The sequence below is a fragment of the Rhizobium sp. CFBP 8762 genome, from assembly GCF_014841565.1.
Taxonomy (GTDB): domain Bacteria; phylum Pseudomonadota; class Alphaproteobacteria; order Rhizobiales; family Rhizobiaceae; genus CFBP-8762.
In genome coordinates this window covers 235,284-254,318 of the sequence record NZ_JACYUD010000004.1, presented here as the reverse complement: position 1 = coordinate 254,318, position 19,035 = coordinate 235,284, and the positions used below count along the sequence as shown (strand labels likewise).

The 19,035-nt window shown below is 57.8% G+C and carries 19 protein-coding genes and 5 pseudogenes; 7 read left to right on the top strand and 17 right to left on the bottom strand.

What is annotated here, in order from left to right; all coding sequences use genetic code 11:
- Nucleotides 1-8 precede the first annotated feature (8 nt).
- Nucleotides 9-908 (top strand): AraC family transcriptional regulator, encoded by a 900-nt coding sequence (locus tag IFT84_RS11880; RefSeq protein ID WP_192119751.1) that lies wholly within the window; start codon nt 9-11, stop codon nt 906-908.
- Between the two features lie 381 nt (nt 909-1,289).
- Here the strand turns inward: IFT84_RS11880 and IFT84_RS11875 are convergent, their stop codons facing one another.
- Nucleotides 1,290-1,937, bottom strand: coding sequence for a TetR/AcrR family transcriptional regulator (locus IFT84_RS11875; protein WP_192119572.1), 648 nt, complete (start codon nt 1,935-1,937; stop codon nt 1,290-1,292).
- Between the two features lie 68 nt (nt 1,938-2,005).
- Between IFT84_RS11875 and IFT84_RS11870 the strand changes: the two genes are divergently transcribed.
- Nucleotides 2,006-2,725 carry an SDR family oxidoreductase gene (locus IFT84_RS11870; RefSeq protein WP_192119570.1) on the top strand — a complete coding sequence of 240 codons (720 nt, stop codon included), beginning with the start codon at nt 2,006-2,008 and terminating at the stop codon, nt 2,723-2,725.
- A gap of 1,317 nt (nt 2,726-4,042) precedes the next feature.
- Here the strand turns inward: IFT84_RS11870 and IFT84_RS11865 are convergent.
- Nucleotides 4,043-4,231 (bottom strand): annotated as a pseudogene (locus IFT84_RS11865) (alpha/beta hydrolase); the annotation flags it as partial.
- 172 nt (nt 4,232-4,403) lie between these two features.
- Between IFT84_RS11865 and IFT84_RS11860 the strand changes: the two are divergent.
- Both IFT84_RS11860 and IFT84_RS11855 read left to right on the top strand, forming a co-directional pair.
- On the top strand, nt 4,404-4,601 hold the full coding sequence (locus tag IFT84_RS11860) for a hypothetical protein (RefSeq protein WP_192119568.1): 198 nt from the start codon (nt 4,404-4,406) through the stop codon (nt 4,599-4,601).
- A gap of 435 nt (nt 4,602-5,036) precedes the next feature.
- Nucleotides 5,037-5,438: pseudogene (locus tag IFT84_RS11855) on the top strand (aldo/keto reductase); the annotation flags it as partial.
- A 367-nt stretch (nt 5,439-5,805) separates the two neighbouring features.
- Here the strand turns inward: IFT84_RS11855 and IFT84_RS11850 are convergent.
- Both IFT84_RS11850 and IFT84_RS11845 read right to left on the bottom strand, forming a co-directional pair.
- Complete coding sequence (locus IFT84_RS11850) at nt 5,806-6,003, bottom strand: tautomerase family protein (protein WP_192119566.1); 198 nt, start codon at nt 6,001-6,003, stop codon at nt 5,806-5,808.
- A gap of 86 nt (nt 6,004-6,089) precedes the next feature.
- Nucleotides 6,090-7,088, bottom strand: a complete 999-nt coding sequence (locus IFT84_RS11845) for an alpha/beta fold hydrolase (RefSeq protein ID WP_192119564.1) — start codon at nt 7,086-7,088, stop codon at nt 6,090-6,092.
- A gap of 129 nt (nt 7,089-7,217) precedes the next feature.
- Here IFT84_RS11845 and IFT84_RS11840 point away from each other — a divergent pair, with 129 nt between their 5' ends.
- Nucleotides 7,218-8,132, top strand: coding sequence for a LysR substrate-binding domain-containing protein (locus tag IFT84_RS11840; protein ID WP_192119561.1), 915 nt, complete (start codon nt 7,218-7,220; stop codon nt 8,130-8,132).
- 288 nt (nt 8,133-8,420) lie between these two features.
- Here the strand turns inward: IFT84_RS11840 and IFT84_RS21710 are convergent.
- The 4 genes and pseudogenes from IFT84_RS21710 to IFT84_RS11825 form a co-directional block, all read right to left on the bottom strand.
- Nucleotides 8,421-8,896 (bottom strand): annotated as a pseudogene (locus IFT84_RS21710) (NAD(P)H-binding protein).
- Complete coding sequence (locus IFT84_RS21705; protein ID WP_342212865.1) at nt 8,856-9,008, bottom strand: NAD(P)H-binding protein; 153 nt, start codon at nt 9,006-9,008, stop codon at nt 8,856-8,858. Before IFT84_RS21705 ends, IFT84_RS21710 begins: the two are co-directional and overlap by 41 nt.
- Before the next feature lie 68 nt (nt 9,009-9,076).
- Nucleotides 9,077-9,550: an SRPBCC family protein gene (locus IFT84_RS11830; RefSeq protein ID WP_192119559.1), complete on the bottom strand. Its 474-nt coding sequence runs from the start codon at nt 9,548-9,550 to the stop codon at nt 9,077-9,079.
- A gap of 37 nt (nt 9,551-9,587) precedes the next feature.
- Nucleotides 9,588-10,457, bottom strand: a complete 870-nt coding sequence (locus IFT84_RS11825; protein ID WP_192119558.1) for an SDR family oxidoreductase — start codon at nt 10,455-10,457, stop codon at nt 9,588-9,590.
- Nucleotides 10,458-10,586: 129 nt separating this feature from the next.
- Here IFT84_RS11825 and IFT84_RS11820 point away from each other — a divergent pair, with 129 nt between their 5' ends.
- Nucleotides 10,587-11,477, top strand: coding sequence for a LysR family transcriptional regulator (locus tag IFT84_RS11820; RefSeq protein WP_192119556.1), 891 nt, complete (start codon nt 10,587-10,589; stop codon nt 11,475-11,477).
- A gap of 222 nt (nt 11,478-11,699) precedes the next feature.
- Here IFT84_RS11820 and IFT84_RS11815 read toward each other — a convergent pair.
- The 9 genes and pseudogenes from IFT84_RS11815 to IFT84_RS11775 all read right to left on the bottom strand — a co-directional run.
- Nucleotides 11,700-12,498 (bottom strand): annotated as a pseudogene (locus IFT84_RS11815) (L-idonate 5-dehydrogenase); the annotation flags it as partial.
- 1 nt (nt 12,499) lies between these two features.
- Nucleotides 12,500-12,754, bottom strand: a pseudogene (locus IFT84_RS11810) (NAD(P)-dependent oxidoreductase); the annotation flags it as partial.
- A gap of 35 nt (nt 12,755-12,789) precedes the next feature.
- Nucleotides 12,790-13,131 (bottom strand): hypothetical protein, encoded by a 342-nt coding sequence (locus tag IFT84_RS11805; RefSeq protein ID WP_192119552.1) that lies wholly within the window; start codon nt 13,129-13,131, stop codon nt 12,790-12,792.
- 14 nt (nt 13,132-13,145) lie between these two features.
- Nucleotides 13,146-14,027 carry an NAD(P)-binding domain-containing protein gene (locus IFT84_RS11800; RefSeq protein WP_192119550.1) on the bottom strand — a complete coding sequence of 294 codons (882 nt, stop codon included), beginning with the start codon at nt 14,025-14,027 and terminating at the stop codon, nt 13,146-13,148.
- A gap of 60 nt (nt 14,028-14,087) precedes the next feature.
- Nucleotides 14,088-14,819 carry an amino acid ABC transporter ATP-binding protein gene (locus IFT84_RS11795; protein ID WP_192119548.1) on the bottom strand — a complete coding sequence of 244 codons (732 nt, stop codon included), beginning with the start codon at nt 14,817-14,819 and terminating at the stop codon, nt 14,088-14,090.
- 62 nt (nt 14,820-14,881) lie between these two features.
- A complete protein-coding gene (locus tag IFT84_RS11790) occupies nt 14,882-15,667 on the bottom strand; it encodes a transporter substrate-binding domain-containing protein (protein ID WP_192119546.1) in 786 nt (261 codons plus the stop codon).
- 71 nt (nt 15,668-15,738) lie between these two features.
- Complete coding sequence (locus IFT84_RS11785; RefSeq protein ID WP_192119544.1) at nt 15,739-16,395, bottom strand: amino acid ABC transporter permease; 657 nt, start codon at nt 16,393-16,395, stop codon at nt 15,739-15,741.
- A 1-nt stretch (nt 16,396) separates the two neighbouring features.
- On the bottom strand, nt 16,397-17,083 hold the full coding sequence (locus IFT84_RS11780; protein WP_192119541.1) for an amino acid ABC transporter permease: 687 nt from the start codon (nt 17,081-17,083) through the stop codon (nt 16,397-16,399).
- 36 nt (nt 17,084-17,119) lie between these two features.
- Nucleotides 17,120-17,752, bottom strand: coding sequence for an HD domain-containing protein (locus IFT84_RS11775; RefSeq protein ID WP_192119539.1), 633 nt, complete (start codon nt 17,750-17,752; stop codon nt 17,120-17,122).
- 108 nt (nt 17,753-17,860) lie between these two features.
- Between IFT84_RS11775 and IFT84_RS11770 the strand changes: the two genes are divergently transcribed.
- Nucleotides 17,861-18,760: a LysR family transcriptional regulator gene (locus IFT84_RS11770; protein WP_192119537.1), complete on the top strand. Its 900-nt coding sequence runs from the start codon at nt 17,861-17,863 to the stop codon at nt 18,758-18,760.
- The last annotated feature ends 275 nt before the right edge of the window (nt 18,761-19,035 follow it).

The window sequence follows — 19,035 nt, the reverse complement described above, 5'->3', positions numbered from 1 at the left end:
TTTCAGGCATGACCAACGACCTGAATCCCCTTCGCGATCTTGCGCTCCGTCACGGGCGGACCGGAATGACCCTGACGCCAATCCCACGCCTGGAAATCGGTATTGGACAGGCAACCTCCGGAACCTCGCCGTGTCTCTACCGCTCGATGATCTGCTTCATTCTGCAGGGATCGAAAGAGGTGGCCATCCATGACGACTTGCTGCGCTACGACGCCTCTGAATATCTGGTCAGCGCACTCGATCTGCCTTTGAGCGGGCAGATCCATGACGCCGACGATGGCAGTCCTTATGTGGCGGTTTCGCTGGTCCTTGATCCCGCACGTCTCGCCGAGGTCGCATCGACCATGCCGGCGGCGCGCGACACGGACGCGCCAGGCAGCGGCATCGCGACCAACCCGATGACACCGCCAGTGCGCGACACGCTGCTGCGATTGCTGGCGTTGCTCGACGCACCCGCGGACATCCCGGCGCTCGCGCCGTTGGCCGAACGCGAATTGCTTTATCGTCTCCTGCAAGGCCCGCGCGGGCGCCTGTTGCGCCACATCGCCCGCCCGGAAGGCGCAATCGGCGGCATACGCCGCGCGGTCGAATGGATCCGCGACCACGGCAACAGGCGGCTGCGGATCGAGGCTTTGTGCGAAGCCGCTGGCATGAGCCGCGCAAGCCTGCATCGCCACTTCGTCGCTCTGACCGGATTAAGCCCGATCCAGTATCAAAAGCAGATACGCCTTCAGGAAGCCCGGCAGTTGTTGCTTGCCGGTGACCGGAGTGCCTCCGACGTCGCCTATGCGGTCGGCTATGAAAGCGCTTCGCAGTTCAGCCGCGAATATCTGCGGCAGTTCGGAGCTCCGCCTGTCCGCGACCTTCGCAGGCTGAGGGAGTCAATCAGCCAGCATACAATCAGTTAGATGGCTTCGTTGTAATGGGGGCCGGTGTCGAGCTGCCAAGGGCGAACTTACTGTGGAAATCAGCAAGGTCTATCCTTTCAACCTCGCCGTGGAAGCGGCAGTCGCTTACGCTACCGTCAAACTTCCTGGAAAGACTGTTGTAACGTTCTGATAGCAGAAGCCGGTTGAACAACGAGGCCGTTGCGGCTCCAGAAATTAAACAGTCGTCAATGGCATTCGGAGCACGTCAAAAGGTATTCCAAGCTTGCTTGCCGCCCACGGCGTCAAGCAGTCTGTCGCGCAAGTGAAAGCCTCATCCTGTTCCGATTGGTGGCCAGTGAGGCCTGGTCTACCATTCTTCTGCATCGAACCCTGAGCACGTCGACTGTCGACAGCGCTGCTTTAACGCAATTCTCGGTCCACCCGCACGCAGTTTTGGAGGTATGCACGGCACATCACCAGCAGTTGTCGGCGAAGGTCCTCCACGTCCTGATCGGAATGCGCGCGCTCAAATGAATTGCGTACGGTTCCAAAGATCACAGTGACTAACACCCGGTTGACAGACGCAATATCAGCAAATGCTGCGTCAGACGCATTGGAAAACATGGCCGTGGTCGCCGCGTCAGTCCTCGTCGCGAACTCGGCCAACAGCGCCTCGTTGTCCATCTCAACGACCGACCGGTAGAGAGCACGCGTCACGTCAGGGCGTTCCGTTTTCGCTTTCCAGTAGGTGTCGATGAGGGCCTCGACCATCAGTTCAGCTGGCTGACCATAGGACGCCTGGCAAGTCGCCTCAATCTTCTCCGCTAGTCTTGCGAGATAGCGTTCGTTTACGGCATAGATCAGCGCCTGCTTATGCGGGAAATACTGATACATAGTGCCGACAGAAACACCGGCCCTTTCAGCAACCCGCGTTGTCGTGAGCTGCGGATATCCGTCCTTTACCAAAAGCTGAATGGTCGCCTCAATAACGGCATCGAGCGTTGCATTTGCACGAGCCTGTTGTGGTCTTTTCCGGGGCTTTAACGACGACGGTACAACAGCGATCAAAAGCGAATCCCCAAACTGAACAATTATTCATATTATGACCGGACAAGCACAGGAACAAGGGTTTGGACATGGAAGAGCAACGCATCGCGCTGGTAACCGGTGGCAATAAGGGAATCGGGCTTGAGATCGCGCGGCAGCTCGCGATGGTGGGGGTCCACGCGGTTATCGGCGCTCGCGACGACAGCCGGGCGAGCACGGCGGTTGACGATCTCTCACGGCAAGGCCTTAAAGTAAGTTTTGTTCACATCGACCTTGAAGATCTAGCGACCGTCGCGGACGCTGCCTCCCAAGTCAGATCACGACATGGCAGGCTCGACATCCTCGTTAACAATGCCGGCATCTTTCGCTTCTCCGACGCGCCTCCGAGCCGCGCGTCGATCGACGCCGTGCGCCAAGTGATGGAAGTGAACTTCATCGGTGCGCTGGCTGTGACGCAAGCGATGCTGCCTTTGCTGAAGGAAGCACCCTCCGCGCGCATCGTCAACGTGTCGAGTTCGCTTGGATCTCTGGCGTTGAACGGCGACCCTGCATCTGCCTACTACGCGCAGCAGTTCATTGGATACAACGCCTCAAAAGCGGCTTTGAATATGCTGACGATCCAGCTGAACGAAGAGCTGCGCGAGACCGGCATTATCGTAAACTCCGTCAGTCCCGGTTTTGTCAAAACCGATCTCACCGGATATGGCAACATGACCCCTGAGGAGGGTGCAAGGCTCCCCGTCCGCCATGCACTGGAAGGTACGGAATCTGGCAGCTTTTTCGAGCCGGATGGCAGGACACCTTGGTGACATGTCGTTGTGACGCCCAGCCAGCGTGAGGCTGACTCAAGTCATGAAGGGCAGTCATCCCGTCAGTTCCCGCTCGCCTGACCATGAGTACGCGATGCTCTTGTCCCTCCAGCACCGGATGCTGACTTTCGGGGCTTCGCGAATTTTTACGTTTAACGTGATAACCGCAATAAAACGGCGGCGGCCTGTAGGCCGAGAGGGCTACCAATGGCCTTCGCAATTGTTCAAAATTCAGACAGCAGGGAACCCTGTCTATTTCAGTGAACATTACCTAGGATACATGGCACCTGCTTTGAAGCATAGGAATGATCAATTATTAAAGGTCGCACTCCAAGCTGGAAGCCATCCGGCAATTAGCTAATTTGAAATTTGGAGCTCATGGTATACTGCCGGATCAGTTCGCGCATTGATCCTCCGCGAACATCTGCTCGCGCTCGTCGATAACGTCTTTGCTGGGTCCTAACTACCGGGGTACGCGGTCGGCAAGGCCACGCCCATTAACATATCGTTATGGATCACGGTGAAGGTCGCAGCAAACAGCACGTTGATCGCGATGATACCGGGGTCAGCTTATCACTGATTGCCGTGTTTTACCTGTGTCTTCGATAGGTGTAGCGAGAGCCGACATTAAACCTAGCGTTCTATTTTCTGGTGCGAGATATTCGTTCGAGGGTCTATCTGTCTTTTTTGAAGTTAAACGCGAGCTGAATGCTTGCGTTCATGGCCGCTAGCATCAAGCACGGCGCGAGGGATAATCCGTGTAGCCTTGCTGTAGTCGCCATAAACCGTGTCGCGATCAGGCTTTGCTGCGACGATGTCGTCCCAATATCGATCCACAAGGTCCGGGTTTGCGATGAATGGCTGGCCGAACGCAGGCAGGTCGATGAGCTTGGCCTCGATATTCCGCGTTCGCCGATCTCAGCAAGCGAGATGCAGGGCACCTCCTCTATAAGGGCCATAATTATGGCCTCGCGCGTAGCTTCGAGCGCGACTGCCTGCTTGCGCGCTTCCATCTCGCCGGTCGCGAGAGCGGCGATACAAGGTCCCCACCGTTCAGATCCCAATGCGCAAGCGCCGTGCCGCCTCACGGGTCGAGAACCCCTCCTTAATCGCCTCGTAACCCAACTTCGAATGTCGCTGCTCGAGCTCGTCATCATCAAAACCTTCCAGCGAATTATCTTGAGCAGTGAACTGGACAAAACAGATCGCGTGATACCGCAACCCAACACGGTGCTTATCAAAATGCGTAGCTTACACCTCAAGTATAAAAAATCACCCGTTATAAATAGTTGACTTTATAATCCTTGCATATTAGAAAAGACGTGCCGTATCGACCCCCGGAAAGGGGCAGATGAAATCAGCCATGCTGTGGATATCTTCGACACGGTGTTGCGGCTTGTCGGTGCTCCGTGGCTCGCCGCCGCTCCCGCCCTGATAGGCCGCGTCAGCGGTGATGGTGATAAAGCCCTCCTCCGCGAGACGCTTCGCATAGAGACCCGTCGTCTGCAGTCCCAATGTTCGAGCTCTACGACCGACTTTATGGCGCGACCAACGGTGCAGTCGATCCGCTTGTGGGCCGTGATCTCGAGCTCCTTGGATATAACTTTGACTACAGGTTGACACCTGACGACGACAATCGCGGCGACGGTGGCGCAGCGTCCGGTCTGGTGTCGGGGACGTGCAGCGGCAAGACAATTCGATCACGACGCGCAGGCCGCTTGTCATTGATGTAGGGGCTGTCGGAAAAGGGCCGAAGGTCGTCGTCGGCAAGCGTATCGACGAAGTCAAGGTTGGCAAGCTGGCCGGTTCCAGCGGCACACCAAAGGGGTTCAACGATGCAATCCGACACATCAGGAAGAAGGCCGCACAGCAATGATCGACATGGAAGTCGGCGTCCTGAGAAAGGAGCCCATCGTTGAACAGCTTCAAAACCGTCCTTCTGGCTTCATTGCCTTTCCTGTTCGATCCCGCTGCGGGGCGGACCGAAACCACAATGCCGTAGTCCGAGCACGCTGAAAACACTGAGCGGTGGCAAGTATTGGCGAAGAGCACGATCGCAGACATCCTCGGCCATCCGGCTTTTGTGGGTTACGCACGTCTGCTGCTGCCCTGGGACGATCGACTCTATGACGAGAGCACGGAACTGAGCCGCATCGGCAGCCTGCCTTATCACAGCGCCGTCGACACCGGGACGGTGCTCGGCGGACTGAACCGGATATTGACGGCGTTGCGGCAGGCCGACAGGTATTTTATGACATCTATTCGGAGGCCGACAAGCGTGACAAACCAAGCAAAGAGAACACGGGCTTGTTGGAGCCCTCTCGGTGTGGGTTTTCTAACCGGCGCGATCGATGCGCGGACACGATTTGCCCCCGGAGATATCCGGGCCATAGAAGGCCGCTTTGCGCCGGAAAATCTTTCGCACAATCTGGCGCTTGTGGAACTGTTGAAGACCTGGGCAGATCGCAAGCAGGCACGTCTTGGTCAGATCGCCCTTGCTTAGCTCCTTGCTCAGAAACCGTTTATCGTTCCGATCCCTGGCACCACGCAGATGTCTCACATGCTTGAGAACATTGGAGCGTCTGCCCTTTCGTTCACCCCTACCGAAATTTCAGAGTTGAACCAGTCAGTAGCTGCTATTGAAATCAAAGGCACAGGGCTCCCTGACGTGGTTCAGGCATACTCAGATGTCGAGGCGCCTGCCAGATTGTAGTCACGGCACGTAGCCTTGTTCATGGTCAAGCTGAGCGTGAGGAGGCTGTCAAACTGTCGCCTCGATGGACTCGAGCCCTCGGAATCTTGAACGAATTGAATTAACCGTCTGCTTTTTCGAAATTATTTTGACAAAAGCGGATAACGAGGAACTGACGCTGTGTTTGGGCCTCGAGATTTCATCAATTACGTTATCTGTTTTCTGAAATAGTCTGATGTGGCGGGCTTAGCGGCCCGCCATAATCCAAGGTTTGTCAGTCGACATCATGGTCGTGCTCTATGAAGAGCATTCCCGTGGGACGGCTTTGCGCGCTATGAACGCCTGTTTTTCGCAGAATAAGCTTCCTTTCTCCGCAGTGAGCCGCAATTCAGGACGGTTCGACCTCTTCATCAAAAATCTTGCCGGCGCCTGCCCAATCCGACGGGGCAACGTCTTCGAAGATCACGTAGATGTAGTTCGGATACGTGCCGGTGTTTTTGACGATGCTCTCGGTGATTTCGGCAGCGACGGCCTTCTTCGCCTTGGCATCCTTACCGCTGAACCAGCTTACGCGTACGACGGGCATGTGTAGTCTCCTTTGATTGCAGCCGAATGGCCGCTGTTGATAAATCCGAGCAATGCCCGGGCTGTAGTTCGCGCCCCTTACCCATCTCAGCGATCGAGGAACCTCGTCAGATCGGCGGTGAATTTTATGGGGTTTTTGAGGGCGAGAAAATGATCACCCTGCTCCTGGGCGGTGTAGATATGCAGTTCCGAACCGGGGATGACAGAGTTCATCCATTTCTGGCTAGGGACGTTATTGCTATTTTCACCGGTGAAGATGGCAGTCGGAACATTGATCTTGTGCCGGATGACATCACGCCAATCGTTGACCGCATGGTCGAAGAGCACAAGGCTCATAAACTTCGGATCGCTCTTGATGGACTCACGAGCAAAAGCTTCAGAGTTCTGGAACAGTTTCGAGCCACTTTCCATATATCGGCGCATGGCATTCATATCGACGATCTGATCGTTCGTCGGTGCTCCGCCGAAGGCGGCGATCATCCGTTCAGGCGACGTCGTCATGCCACCCGCGTCAAGACGCTCGCGCTCCGACCAGTCAGCGTGCGTATAAATAGACACGGGTTCATCGATGAATGCCGCCTTGCGGATCTTGTCCGTGCCAAACAGGCCAATGTAGCTCCAGACGACAGCAGCCCCCATTGACCAGCCGTAGATATCGACTTTGTCTGCGCCGACATGGTCGATGAATTCTTTGAGATCAGCGCCAAACCGGGCGATCCGCGATCCAAACTCGACCTGCTGCGAGAGACCCTGATTACGGGGGTCTATCACATAGACGTGGTACCTTTTCGCCAACAGGAACATGACGTTGATATATTCCGCTCCATTGGCTGACCAACCGGGCACAAAAATCAGCGGCTTCCCTTGGCCGGCCTCCCAATAGGAGAGTTTCACCCCGTCTGTGGTTTCGAAACTATTGATCTGCAGATCTGTAAAGTCGGACAATCGGGCAGGCAGGCCTTCGACCACATTTGGAAACTGGAAATCCTTGCCGAGAACTTCGACCGCTGGCGCAGCAATTGCGATAGTGGTTGACAAGAGTAGGCTTGCAGTGATGCAGGAGACCCGGCGGAGGATATTGATCATGACGTGGCTTCCCCAACCCGAACGCGTGTTCGTATCAATCTAACTTGGTTGTCGATGAGCTTCTGATAGTGTAGTTCTAGAGCCGAATAAACGGTCGGAAATCTACGAAGAGTAGAGCTAGGTGCTACAATGACCCAACCCGCACAGCTCGACGGCATCATCACATTTGTTCAGGCAGCCAAATTTTTGAGCTTCACGGCAGCCGCCGATCAGCTCGGCATCACAAAATCTGCCGTAGGAAAAAGCGTGGCCCGGCTCGAAGAGCGGTTAGGCACCAAACTGCTCCACCGCTCAACCCGCAAACTGACCCTGACGCCTGATGGCGAGGCGTATCTTGCGAGCTGCCGGCATGCGCTTGAGGAGATCAGCAGCGCCGAGACTGCGCTCCTGGCAAAGAACCAGCAGATTGCCGGTCGGCTGCGAATTGATGCGCCTGCTGCCTGGGGACGCCAGATCCTTTTGCCTGTTCTGGCAAGAATCGCGAGACAGAACCCTGGCCTTAGCCTCTCCCTGTCACTCACCGACCGTATCATCGACCCCGTCGAAGAAAACGTCGATCTGGCTATCCGTTTCGGCGAAACGAAAGACACCAGTGGTCTCATTACAAGGAAGCTCGCAGAGCAGCGTGCATTGATTGTCGCATCACCGGATTACATCAGCCAAAGGGGCGCACCCGATACGGTCGAGGACATTCAGAAACATGAGTGCATCGTAGGGTTTCGGCGGGATATTCCCACGACTTGGCGGATCAAGGCGGGAGATGGCTCGATCTTCCGTGTGACGCCTCCAGCAAGCCACGAGATTGGCGATGGCGCTGCGATCGTCGACGCGGCCGTGGCAGGCCTTGGGCTGGCTCAAATGCCGAGCTCGCTTCTTGTAGAGCATATCAAGTCCGGTCGCCTCACACCCGTCTTGCAGCAGTTCACTGGGGCGAAAATCGATATTTCGGCGGTATGGCCCGCAACCCGGCATTTGCTACCGCGGGTCCGCCATGTCGTGGAAGCACTTGCCGAGGAAGGCCGGCGGGGTCACCTCGGGACTTAGAGGTGGTGGCTGATTGCCGTCCGCCTGGAGCCAATTCGAACCGGCGGCATGTAGTTCCTGAAGACCTCTCGCGCGGCTCCCCGTGATGATATGCTGCATCAGAGGCAATTGCACGCATGCGCCCGACAACCTTTAGGTTGCAACGACAGCGGTACTGCAGACTGCTTGCCGGACGGGTGCCAATGGGCTCTTCGCGCAGACGCAGTAAATCCGGTCACCACTAATCAATGGCGACTGATATTGCCAGGTGCCGCTGCTGATCTGATCGAGAACGAACTTTGCCACGTCCTACCGTGATATCGTCCCGCCGTAGAATTCGGAGAGATCGGTCAGAGTGCGGATCCTGCCAGCCCCTGATTTGTTGTTCAGGACCGAAGGACGGACGATTGTGCAGTCGAGCTCGCTGGCCCGGATAATGGCTTCATGGCGGTTTTGTCTGCGTAGACATTGCGCAGGATCAGCGGATAAATCAGCCTGTCAAACAGAAAACCGCCGTGCCCGGAGCCATCACCGGCGCCAATCCCGGTAAAGGCGATCAGGCGCGTAACCTTTTCCGCCTTCATTGCGGTGATAGGGAGCGCGTAACGATCGAAAGAAGGTGAGCTCGCGGAATGACTGGCAGGCGTTCCAGGTGCGCTGACGACGGCAACACGCCCCTTGATGGCCTGAAGCAGCGTTTTCTCGTCGCGGGCATCGCCGACGACAAGCTTTGCGCTTTTGAGATCAGGCTTTTTCCGGTGAGCGCGCCAGCACGGTGACGTCATAGCCACGGCTTACGGCCTGGTTCACGATATGGCAGCCCGTTGGACCGGTCGCGCCAAGGACCAGAATTTTCGGCGTGACAGTGAAGGTTGTTGCTGTGACGGAGATGGCCATCGATTCATCCCGTCGAGCGACAGGGCACCTTTCAAAGGCTGCCCTGTCCGAGTTGTTTTCGGTCGTGATCAAAGCCGGCCTTCGGCCACCAGTTCGCGGGTACGTTTTAGGGTAGACAGCAATGCGGCCTTGTAGCCCTTGTCGCTGTCGAACTGTGCCTGCTCCGCCTGCTCCTCAGGGCCATTCGGCTCCTTGCCGCGCAGGCCGATATAGCAGTAGAATTTCAGTTGGAGGGTACCGTTTTCGTCCTCGAACAACTCGTTGACAATGGCGCCTTCGCGCGGACCAGTGGCCTGGAAGAAGGTAACCTTGCTCTGCGGCTCCAGCGTGATGATTTCGCGCAGGTCGGCGCCGGCAATGGTCGCCTCGCGCACAAAGTGCGTCGCATTTTCCTCGACGACATCGCAGCGGGTGCAGAGACCGGGCGGGAGAAACAGGCGGGCATCGCGCGCCTTCATCTCCAGGCCCTTCCAGATTTGCTCTCGGGTAAGCTTTGTTTCGCCGTCAGGGTTCACGGGAACGGTTGCGGTTGAATAGATCATGACAATAGTCCTTCTTTGAGATGTAGGACGGCCTGCCTCAGGCAGAGGCAGCGGTTTCAGCAGCGAAGTCGCGATAGGAGCGGAGTGGGCGGCCGAGAAGTGTCGTCAGTCGCTCGACATCGCCACCTTCCGGCAGCATGCCGTCTGTCAGGAAACGCTCGCCCATCATGCGCATGTCGTAGGCCATCCACGGCGGCATGAACTGACGCAGGTTTTGTTCGAAGGCCGACGTGTCGCTACCCACATATTGGATCGGGCGAGCAAGAGCCTCAGACCAGATGGCGGCGATGTCCGTTCCCGTCAAAGTGTCGGGGCCCACCAGATTGATGCGATCGAGAGGAAGCGGCTGTGCGGCCTGTTCGCGGCGCAACAATTCGAGAGCGGCGATCTCGGCGATGTCGCGCACGTCGATCATGGCGAGACCCTTGGTCCCGATCGGCATGGGGTAGACGCCGTAGCCGGTGATGGTATCCTTGATCATCAGGTCATTCTGGATGAAGTAAGCCGGGCGCAGGATGGTCGCATGCATCCCCATCTGCTCGATCATCCGCTCGACGCTGAACTTGCCCGCGAAGTGCGGCACGTTCACGTAGACGTCGGGATGGATGACCGAAAGATAGACGATGCGTTCGATGCCTGCGGCGCGGGCGACATTGAGAGCGATAAGGGCCTGGGTGAATTCGTCTGGTGCGACGGCATTCAACAGGAAGAGGGTCGATACGCCGTCGAAGGCGGTGCGCAGCAGGTCGACGTCGAGAAAGTCGCCTTTGAAGACGTCGACGCCTGCCCCAAAACTGGCCTTCGAGGGATCGCGAACGAGGGCACGAACATCAGCGCCGCGCTCGACGAGGTGCTGGACAACCTTAGCGCCGATATTGCCTGTTGCGCCGGTAACGAGAATGGTCATTGCGGTATCTCCTGGTGAGGTCGGCGGTGTTTGCCGATGTGTTTGCTTGACACCCGGACTATGATCGGTTCACTACTGATCCAATAGACCAGTATTTTGGACACACCGTCTCACCAATGGAACGAATATATGGACCTGGTCGCACTCACCGATTTCAATCTCGTTGCCCGTCATGGCGGCTTCGGCAAAGCCGCTCGCGCCACAGGCAGACCAAAGGCGACCTTGTCGCGCCGCGTCATGGAATTGGAGGCCGCGCTTGAGATCAGACTGTTCGAGCGCGGTGCGCGCAACCTGAAACTCACCGAGGAAGGGCGGGCGCTTCATAAGCGGACAGTCGCTCTTCTGACGGAGATCGACGAAACCGCGGCCAGCATTGCATCCGGCGCGGAGAAGCCGCGCGGACGGTTGCGGATCAGCGCCCCGCTCCTGCTGTCGCAGACCGCCATGGGCAAGATCGCGGCAGGTTTTGCGCTGAAATATCCGGATGTCAGGCTGGAGATCACCACGGAAGACCGCTCGGTGGATATGATCGAGGAGGGCTATGATCTGGTTATCCGCGTCAATCCGGAGCCAGACGAGGCCCTGGTCGGCAGGATCTTCCTGCGCGACCGTCTTGTGGTCGTCGCAAGCCCCAGGCTTGGCCGGCCGGTCGGAGCAGAGTCCGTACAGGGCGTTGTGCGCGGCGCTGGTAATCGGCAAGCCTGGAAGCTTGCGACACCAGACGGTCCAGCGACGGTCGTCGTCGAGCCGATCCTCGCCCTCTCCTCGATGATCATGGTGCGTGACGCGGTACGAGCAGGCGTTGGGGTTGCACGCTTGCCGGTCTCACTGGTCAGCCAGGATCTGGCCGACGGCACGCTGATATTTTGGGGAGACATCGAAAAATCCGATGTTGCGCTCTGGGCGCTTTACCCATCACGCCGGCTGTTGAGCGCGCGCGTGTCTGCGTTCTTAGAATTCTTGAAGGAAGCTTTTCCGAATGGAACCCCTGACGAACTAGCTGCCTATGTCGGCAAGTAGATGGTCCGCCGGTTCGTTTTAGCTTTTCGTCCGATATTAGAGGGTCAGCTCTTGAAAGGAGCCGAACTGACGACCCCGCTATTTGTGTAACAACCGAGACGCATAAATGGTTTGAACAATTCAAGAGGCACGGATGGCATTACCCCGCCAAATAGCCCTAAGTTTGCAATACCTTCGCACCGCAACCTTAAAGCTCCCGTGACCACGTACGAGGCACAGATGTCAGAATGACAGTTGGACCCTCATCGATTTGCTTCGGTCGCCGGCGGTTTCGAAAGCCGTTTTTGCGTCCTCCAGTGTGAAAGTGCCGGTCAGTAGCGGCTTCAGGTCGACGCGGCGCTTGTTGATGATATCAACGGCAATGCCGAACTCTTCGTGAAAACGGAATGTTCCCTTCATTTCGATTTCCTTGGCGACGACCATGTTTTGAGGAATGGAGACATCGCCCCCGAGGCCGAGCTGCACCGAGTTGAGCGCGGGCGCAGCACTTCGAGACCGGTGCGCACGGCGCGCTCATTGCCCCGAAGCCTCGAACTGGACGTCGAAATACCCCTTGTTGGCGGAATAGGCTGACAGTTCTTCCGGGCTGTTGACCACAATGATGACCCGATCTGCGACGATCTCGCGGGCGCCATGGCACGCGCGGCGATGATGGCGAGCGCCCCAATCGGGCCGCAGCCGGTCACCAGCACCCGCTGGTCGGTCAACACGCCAGCACGGTTCACGGCATGCAGGGCAACCGCGAAGGGCTCGGCCATTGCCGCCTCGTTGATCGATACGCCATCGGCAACCTTATGGCATTGGTAAGCTTCGGCAACGAGCCGCTCCCGGAACGCCCCCTGAATATGCGGCATGAGCATGGCCGAACCGTAGAAACGCATATTCGGCAATGGTTCTGCTGGCCCCTGAGGCAGTATTCGCAGGCATTGCAGGGGCGCGACGGCGAGACTGCGACCCGGTCGCCGACCGCGAGACCCGACACGCCTTCGCCTAACGCTTCGATCGTACCGGCTACTTCATGGCTCGAGCGCATCAAGCAGGGCGTCTTCATCGATATTCGAAGCACGGGAGATATTGATCAGCACGCCTTCCGGCCCGAGCGCCTCGATCACCGGTTTGGAGTCGATGTGGCGGCTCACGGTCGAGGCGGCAAGCGTCACGAAGAGGAAGTTGGAATGCCTTGCCAGTTCGACTGGGTTGGCCATGAAGGTCATGTCCCTGGTGAAATACTTGGCCGAGACATCGCTATAGGCAATATCCATGTTGAAGCCCATGAGGCCGGCAAGATCGAAAAGCGGGAACGTCATCGCGCTTACTTCTGTGCCGAGAGATCGTGGATCGCGGCACTCGTGACGCGGTGATAGACCTTGCCGTCGAACATGGTCAGCAGGTGCTGTGTCTGTTCGCGCGACTGGAAGCGCGCGTCACAAGCCATGGCGCGCTCAAGAGCTGCGTGGTCCGGATAGGTGATGACCAGAAGCAAGGGCATGGAGGGCGCACCCTCGTCGCGTTCCAGCTCGCGGCAGACGGAAACGCTCACCGCACCGTCGAATTTGGTCCATAGCGGCGTCAGCGTTTTCTCTACGAAACTGTAGAATTCCTCTTGCCTGCCGGCTTTGATCGTTCCGACGAATTCTGCGTAGCGGATCAGCATGTCATTCCTCCTCGTTAGGCCTTTGGGCCATCGTAAAACTTCATCAGGACGGCATTGTCCACCGCACCGAGGCCTGCGGAGACCATCAGCCGATGGATCTCCATGCAGAGCGATGTCATAGGCATCGCCGTGCCCGTGTGGACCGCCAGCGACTGCACGGCGGAGAGATCCTTCACCATGTTGTCGATCCGGCCGGTCGGCGAGTAGTCGTTGCGCGCCATCTTGCCCATGAACTCCTGCAGGATCGCGCTGTCGGCGCGGCCGCCGCTCAGCGCCGCAGGGATCCGCTGCGCATCGACACCGGAGTCGATTGCCAGCTTGGTTGCTTCGGCCACGGCAACGAAATTGAGCGCGCATAGAACCTGATTAATCAGCTTGGTCGTCTGGCCAGCGCCGCTCGGGCCCATCAGCGTCAGGTTCTGGCAAAGGTCGTCGAGGATCGGTTTCGCCTCTCCGAAGTCGGCGGGGTTGCCACCAGCCATCACGGTCAGTTTGCCTTCGTAGGCTTTCGGCGCTCCGCCGGAAAGCGGGCAATCCACCCATTTCAGGCCTGCCGCTGCTGCGTCCGCACTGAATTGCCTGGTCAGGATCGGATCAATCGACGACATGTCGATCACCACCGTTCCAGCCGAGGCGCCTTTGACGACGCCGGTGGAACCGAACACCGCTTCGCGGACGATCGCTGCGGAGTTGAGGCTAAGAACCACAGCGTCGGATCGCGACGCGGCGTCCGATGCGGTAGAGGCGGCATCCGCGCCCTGGCCGGTCATCTGCGCCACTTTGGCCGGATCGACGTCAAAGGCGATGACGGTATGGCCTGTTTTCAGGAGACGTGAGCCGATTGCGTGACCCATGACTCCGCAACCAATCAATGCAATTTTCCGTTTTTTTGACACAGCTGTTCCTCTCCTCCCGACGGGGGCTCAATGTGGAAACCAAAACGCGTTATGTGACGGTCAGCCGATCTCTGATCTGAGGAAGGCTTGCAGTTCGGGCGTTCTGGGATTTGTGAAAAATTCGGCGGAAGGCCCACCCTCATGGATGATGCCGTCCTTCATGAAGATTGTGCGGTCGGCTACCCGGCGCGCGAAACCCATTTCGTGGGTCACGAGCAGCATGGTCATGCCCTGTCGGGCAAGATCCTCAATGACCGCAAGCACCTCGCCGGTGAGTTCTGGATCGAGCGCGGAGGTCACCTCGTCGAACAGCAAAACCTTGGGGCGCATGGCAAGCGAGCGAGCGATTGCCACGCGCTGCTGCTGGCCTCCCGAAAGCATGTCCGGATAGGCATCGAAACGGTCTCCGAGCCCAACCATGGACAGGCAGCGCTGCGCTTCGTCCCGCGCGGCGACCTTGGTCTCGCCTTTCACCTGAACGGGAGCGAGCATGATGTTTTCGCCTGCCGTCAGATGCGGGAAGAGATTATAACTTTGGAAAACGATACCGACGTCGCGCCGGAGCTCCCTCAGGGCCGCCGGTTTGCGCGACATGGCATGGCCGGCGATCTGGATAAGGCCGCTATCGACCGTTTCCAGTCCGTTGAGACAACGCAGGAACGTGCTCTTGCCGGAGCCGCTCCGCCCGATCAGCGCTATAACCTCGCCCGCCTCAACATTCAGGGAGACGCCCTTGAGCACTTCGAGCGGCCCGAAGCTCTTGCGGATATCGTTTGCGACTACGACAGACATGTTTACCTCTCGATGGAAATGCGAGGGCAGCAGCATATGCTGCCCTCTGCGGCCATTTGGGGTCAGAAGGACGGCAGTTCGGGCATCGGCGTCTTCATCCAATGCTCGTAGATCTGGCCGAGCTCGCCGCTCTGCTTGTGGACGAAGAGAACCGTGTTCAGCCAGTGCAGGAGATCCGGATCGCCACGACGCAGGCCCACACCGTAGAAGCTCTGCAGATAAGTCGCCTTTTCCTCGAACTTGTCGGGATAACGTTGCTGCAGCTGCGCGCCGATATAGTTGACGGTCCCGATCGCATCCACCTGACCGGCGACGAGCGCGTTCAGCGTGGTGCTATCGTCGTCGAATCGGACTAGCTCCATTCCCGCAATATTGGCCGCCGACAGCACTTTTTCATGCGCGGTACCGCGCGGTACGCCAACCTTCTTACCCTTCAGGTCCTCCAGGCTTTTGACCTCGGTGCCCTTCGGCGCGATGATCACGGACTTGTGGCCGCCGTAGGGGTTGGAGAAGGCGACCGACAGTGCGCGCTCGGTATAGATGCCGAAGCTTGCGACGACGAAGTCCACCTTTCCTGTCTGCAGCGACGGAATGCGGCTCTGGCCGGTGACGGGCACGAGTTCCAGCTGGACGCCAAGATCCTTGGCAAGCAGCTTGGCGACATCGACGTCAAGACCGTCAGGCTGCATTTCGGCGTTTGTGATGCCGAAGGGCGGGACCGAAAGATCGACGCCGATCAGCACCTTTTTGCGGGCAATGATATCATCGAGAGAGGCGGCGGAGGCCGCAGTTGCGCCCAGAGCGATGGCGAGACCGATCAGGGGCATGAATAGGGATTTCAGGCGCATGTTGTATCCTCTCAGTTTTGGGTTCCGGTTATGATCAGCGACCTTCTTCGTGTCGTTGATGATGAGATGGGTCAGGCATGGGCTCCCCGTTTTGCGGCACGGCTCTCGAGCCAGAGGCTGAGCTGGGTAAGCGGGAAACACACAGCGAAGTAGAATGCGGCCACGGCCAGGAAGGATTTCAGCGGATCGAATGTCGCATTGCTGACGAGCTGGCCGGCACGGGTAATTTCGACAAAGCCGATGATCGAGGCGATCGAGGTTTGTTTGATGATCTGCACGAGAAAGCCAACGGTCGAAGGCATTGCCAGCCGGATGGCCTGGGGTGCAATCACAAAGCGAAGGACCTTAAAGGGGTGCAGTGCCAGGGCATCGGCGCTTTCCCACTGCGCCTTCGGAATGGCCCGAAGCGCGCTTTCCCAGATGGCACCGAGAAAGGCGCTGGAGTTGATTGTCAATGCCACGGCGGCAGCTGCGATAGCGCTAACTTCGAAGCCGAACAGCGATGGGGCGTAGTAGCAGATGAACATCAGGATAAGCAGCGGCAGACCCTGGACGAACTGCATATAGGCTGAGGTCGCGACGCGCAGAGCTTTTGAAGACGAGATGCGCATCACGGCGAGCGCGATGCCAACCAGCCCCCCGCCCACGAATGCGATCGCAGTCAGCGTCAATGTCCAGCGCAGCGCGTAAAAAATGAAGAAGAATTCCGGCGAGCCAAAGGTACGCATGTCAGATCCCCCTGAAAATATTGCGGCGCGAGCGGCGGAAAATCAGCAACCCGGCAAGGTTCAGAATGGCCCGGAAGACGAAGTTCATCAGGACGTAGACGGCGGCAATCATGAGATAGACCTCCATCGTGCGGAAGGTTTCCGAACTGGCTATCATCGCAGCCCCTGTCAGATCCTCGACGCCGATCGCCGAAACGAGGCTGGTGGACAGCATAAGCAGCACGCATTGCGACACGATTGGTGTGAACACCTTCTCGAGCGCCGGTGGCAGGATGACGAAGCGGAGCGTTTGGAGATAGGTCATCCCGAGGCTCTCGGCCGCTTCCACCTGACTACGATGCGTCGACTGGATGCCACCGCGGACGATCTCGGCGATGTAACCGCCATTGTTAAGAACTAGCGCGATAAAGACCGAGGCCAGCGGCGACATCCGCACGCCGATATTCGGGAGTCCGAAGAAGATCACAAAGATCTGTACCAGAAGCGGCGTGTTACGCATCGCCTCCACGTAACACCGGACAAGGAAGCGCGGCAGCCAGCCCGGCAAGGTAGAGGCGACGGCACAGCCGATGCCCAAAGCAATGCCCCCAAAAATGCCCACGAACGCCAGCAGCATCGTCAGCCAGAAGCCGCTGATGAACTGCGGTAGGTAGTTTAGTAATAGGCCGAATTGGAAGGTGTAATCCATGCTAACCTCGGCTTTCGCGCCTTACAGTTCCAGTCTTCACTCGGTCCCGAGCGGTCGCACGCGGATATTCTTGCCCGCCTGCGCGATCGTGTCGGGATGACATAGATCGAGTGCTGCTGCGACCAGCCACCAGGTGTGGTCGGCCTGCCGGATGATGAAGCATTCGGTGCTGTGACCGATCTGTCCGAATTCCATCGCATGGCCCATGCAGATGTGGCCGATTTCGTCGGGAAGGCCGACGGAAAGGCAGACATGCGCACCATAGGCGGAATGGCGGTAGGTCGGGTCGCCGTAGCGGTCGCCGCGTTCGGCCGAGCGCTTCAGCTTGACCGGATCGAATTCCCAGGTCTTGCCGATATCGTGGCAAAGGCCGCCGGCCAGAATAATATCGCGGTCGACCTTGGCCTCAGGATAGGTGGCCTTGAATTCCTCGTAGATCGACAGAGCCAGGCGGGTGACGCCGCGAAGATGCGCATCCTGCGTGCCGCGCTTCAGGGAGAAGATGTTCGGGCTGCCCTCGCCCTGAATGTCGGTGACGCGATCGAAGGACGAGCGCTCGAGGGCGAACACCCAGGCGTCGATAACCTTCTCGCGCAACTCGGCCGACTGAATATCCGCAATTTCCGGCAGATCTTCGAGGATATGCGCGCGGGAAATGGTTTTGTCCATTTTTTGACCACCTAACTTAACTGCTCATGGAGTGAGCTTAGGAGTGATTGAATCCAAAATCCAATTAGGATATTGCGCGGTATCGATCGAATTTTTCTATGGATGGACATGGCCCTCAGCTTTTCAGCGGTCGAGGCATTTTATTGGGCCTCGCAATTGCGCAGCTTCAACGCCGCAGCGGAGAAGCTGAGCATTACCCAGCCAACCGTGTCCTACCGGATCAAGGAGTTGGAGGAGCAACTCGGCGTGCCGCTGTTCATCAGGCAGAAGCGTCAGCTGCAACTGACCAGCGAGGGCGAGGCGCTCAAGCACTATGCCGAAGCAATGATCGGCATAGCCCGGGATATCGAATCCAATATCAAGACACGCAACACCCGCCTACCGACACTCAGGGTAGGCGTCATGGACAGCTTCGCCGTGGTTTGCCTGCCGGCCTTGCTTGATGAGCTCGACGTCCGCTTTCCCGAGACCCGCGTTGCAGCCACTGTCGACACCAGCCACAACCTCGCTCGACAGTTGTCCGAGGGGCTGCTCGATATAGCAGTCTTGTCGACGCCGCCTGAACACGACAATGTCGCGCTAGAACTGCTGGGCCGTCAGACGGTGGAATGGTTCGCCAGCCCCAAGCTCGAGATGCCTCGCGAATTCGTCTCGGATGCGATGCTTCTTCGACAGCGGATCTTCTCCACGCCCGCCCCGTCCAATCTCCATGCCCTGACGACCAGTGCCTTGAGCGGCAACCGTGAGCTCGGCCTTCGCCTGAACGTCTGCAACAGCCTGGGTGCCATTCTCAATCTGGTCGAGGCAGGTACGGGAATCAGCATCCTGCCAGGCAGACTGCTTCATGCGCAGTTGAAAGCCGGAACGGTGCATTTGCTGCAAACCCAGTCCCGCCTTCCGATGCAGGACGTGTTCATCGGCACGAACAAGGGCGCAGTCGTGCGGGCTTTACCGCAAGTGGCGCAGATGATCCGTAAAGTCAGCGTTGAAGTTGCCTTCTGTGGCTAACCGAAAGATCACCCTTAGGACATAATAAGCCCGCATCAACGGGAAAGCTTCCTCGCGCCCCACAAGCCTTGATGGGATTCGAACTGTTGAACAGTAATCTTGGTGGAGTGAAATTATGATAAATCAGTCACTTAGGTTGAAGTGTCGATATTGTATGATTTCTTGGTTCGACATATGGCTTCGTCATCCAGCCTTTGTTCGATCATAGCATCACAGCGGTGGCAATCACCCTAACGAAAGCTGAAAACTGTTCATGGTTTCCGGTAAATTTCTCG

Coding starts and splice junctions, on each gene's coding strand:
- IFT84_RS11825 (WP_192119558.1), bottom strand. CDS start 10,457: ATGACCATTCTCGTTACCGGCGCAACAGGCAATATCGGCGCTAAGGTT.
- IFT84_RS11780 (WP_192119541.1), bottom strand. CDS start 17,083: ATGGATTACACCTTCCAATTCGGCCTATTACTAAACTACCTACCGCAG.
- IFT84_RS11775 (WP_192119539.1), bottom strand. CDS start 17,752: ATGGACAAAACCATTTCCCGCGCGCATATCCTCGAAGATCTGCCGGAA.
- IFT84_RS11785 (WP_192119544.1), bottom strand. CDS start 16,395: ATGCGTACCTTTGGCTCGCCGGAATTCTTCTTCATTTTTTACGCGCTG.
- IFT84_RS11845 (WP_192119564.1), bottom strand. CDS start 7,088: ATGATCAATATCCTCCGCCGGGTCTCCTGCATCACTGCAAGCCTACTC.
- IFT84_RS11880 (WP_192119751.1), top strand. CDS start 9: ATGACCAACGACCTGAATCCCCTTCGCGATCTTGCGCTCCGTCACGGG.
- IFT84_RS11830 (WP_192119559.1), bottom strand. CDS start 9,550: ATGATCTATTCAACCGCAACCGTTCCCGTGAACCCTGACGGCGAAACA.
- IFT84_RS11820 (WP_192119556.1), top strand. CDS start 10,587: ATGGACCTGGTCGCACTCACCGATTTCAATCTCGTTGCCCGTCATGGC.
- IFT84_RS11790 (WP_192119546.1), bottom strand. CDS start 15,667: ATGCGCCTGAAATCCCTATTCATGCCCCTGATCGGTCTCGCCATCGCT.
- IFT84_RS11840 (WP_192119561.1), top strand. CDS start 7,218: ATGACCCAACCCGCACAGCTCGACGGCATCATCACATTTGTTCAGGCA.
- IFT84_RS11870 (WP_192119570.1), top strand. CDS start 2,006: ATGGAAGAGCAACGCATCGCGCTGGTAACCGGTGGCAATAAGGGAATC.
- IFT84_RS11850 (WP_192119566.1), bottom strand. CDS start 6,003: ATGCCCGTCGTACGCGTAAGCTGGTTCAGCGGTAAGGATGCCAAGGCG.
- IFT84_RS11770 (WP_192119537.1), top strand. CDS start 17,861: ATGGCCCTCAGCTTTTCAGCGGTCGAGGCATTTTATTGGGCCTCGCAA.
- IFT84_RS21705 (WP_342212865.1), bottom strand. CDS start 9,008: ATGGCCATCTCCGTCACAGCAACAACCTTCACTGTCACGCCGAAAATT.
- IFT84_RS11795 (WP_192119548.1), bottom strand. CDS start 14,819: ATGTCTGTCGTAGTCGCAAACGATATCCGCAAGAGCTTCGGGCCGCTC.
- IFT84_RS11805 (WP_192119552.1), bottom strand. CDS start 13,131: ATGCTGATCCGCTACGCAGAATTCGTCGGAACGATCAAAGCCGGCAGG.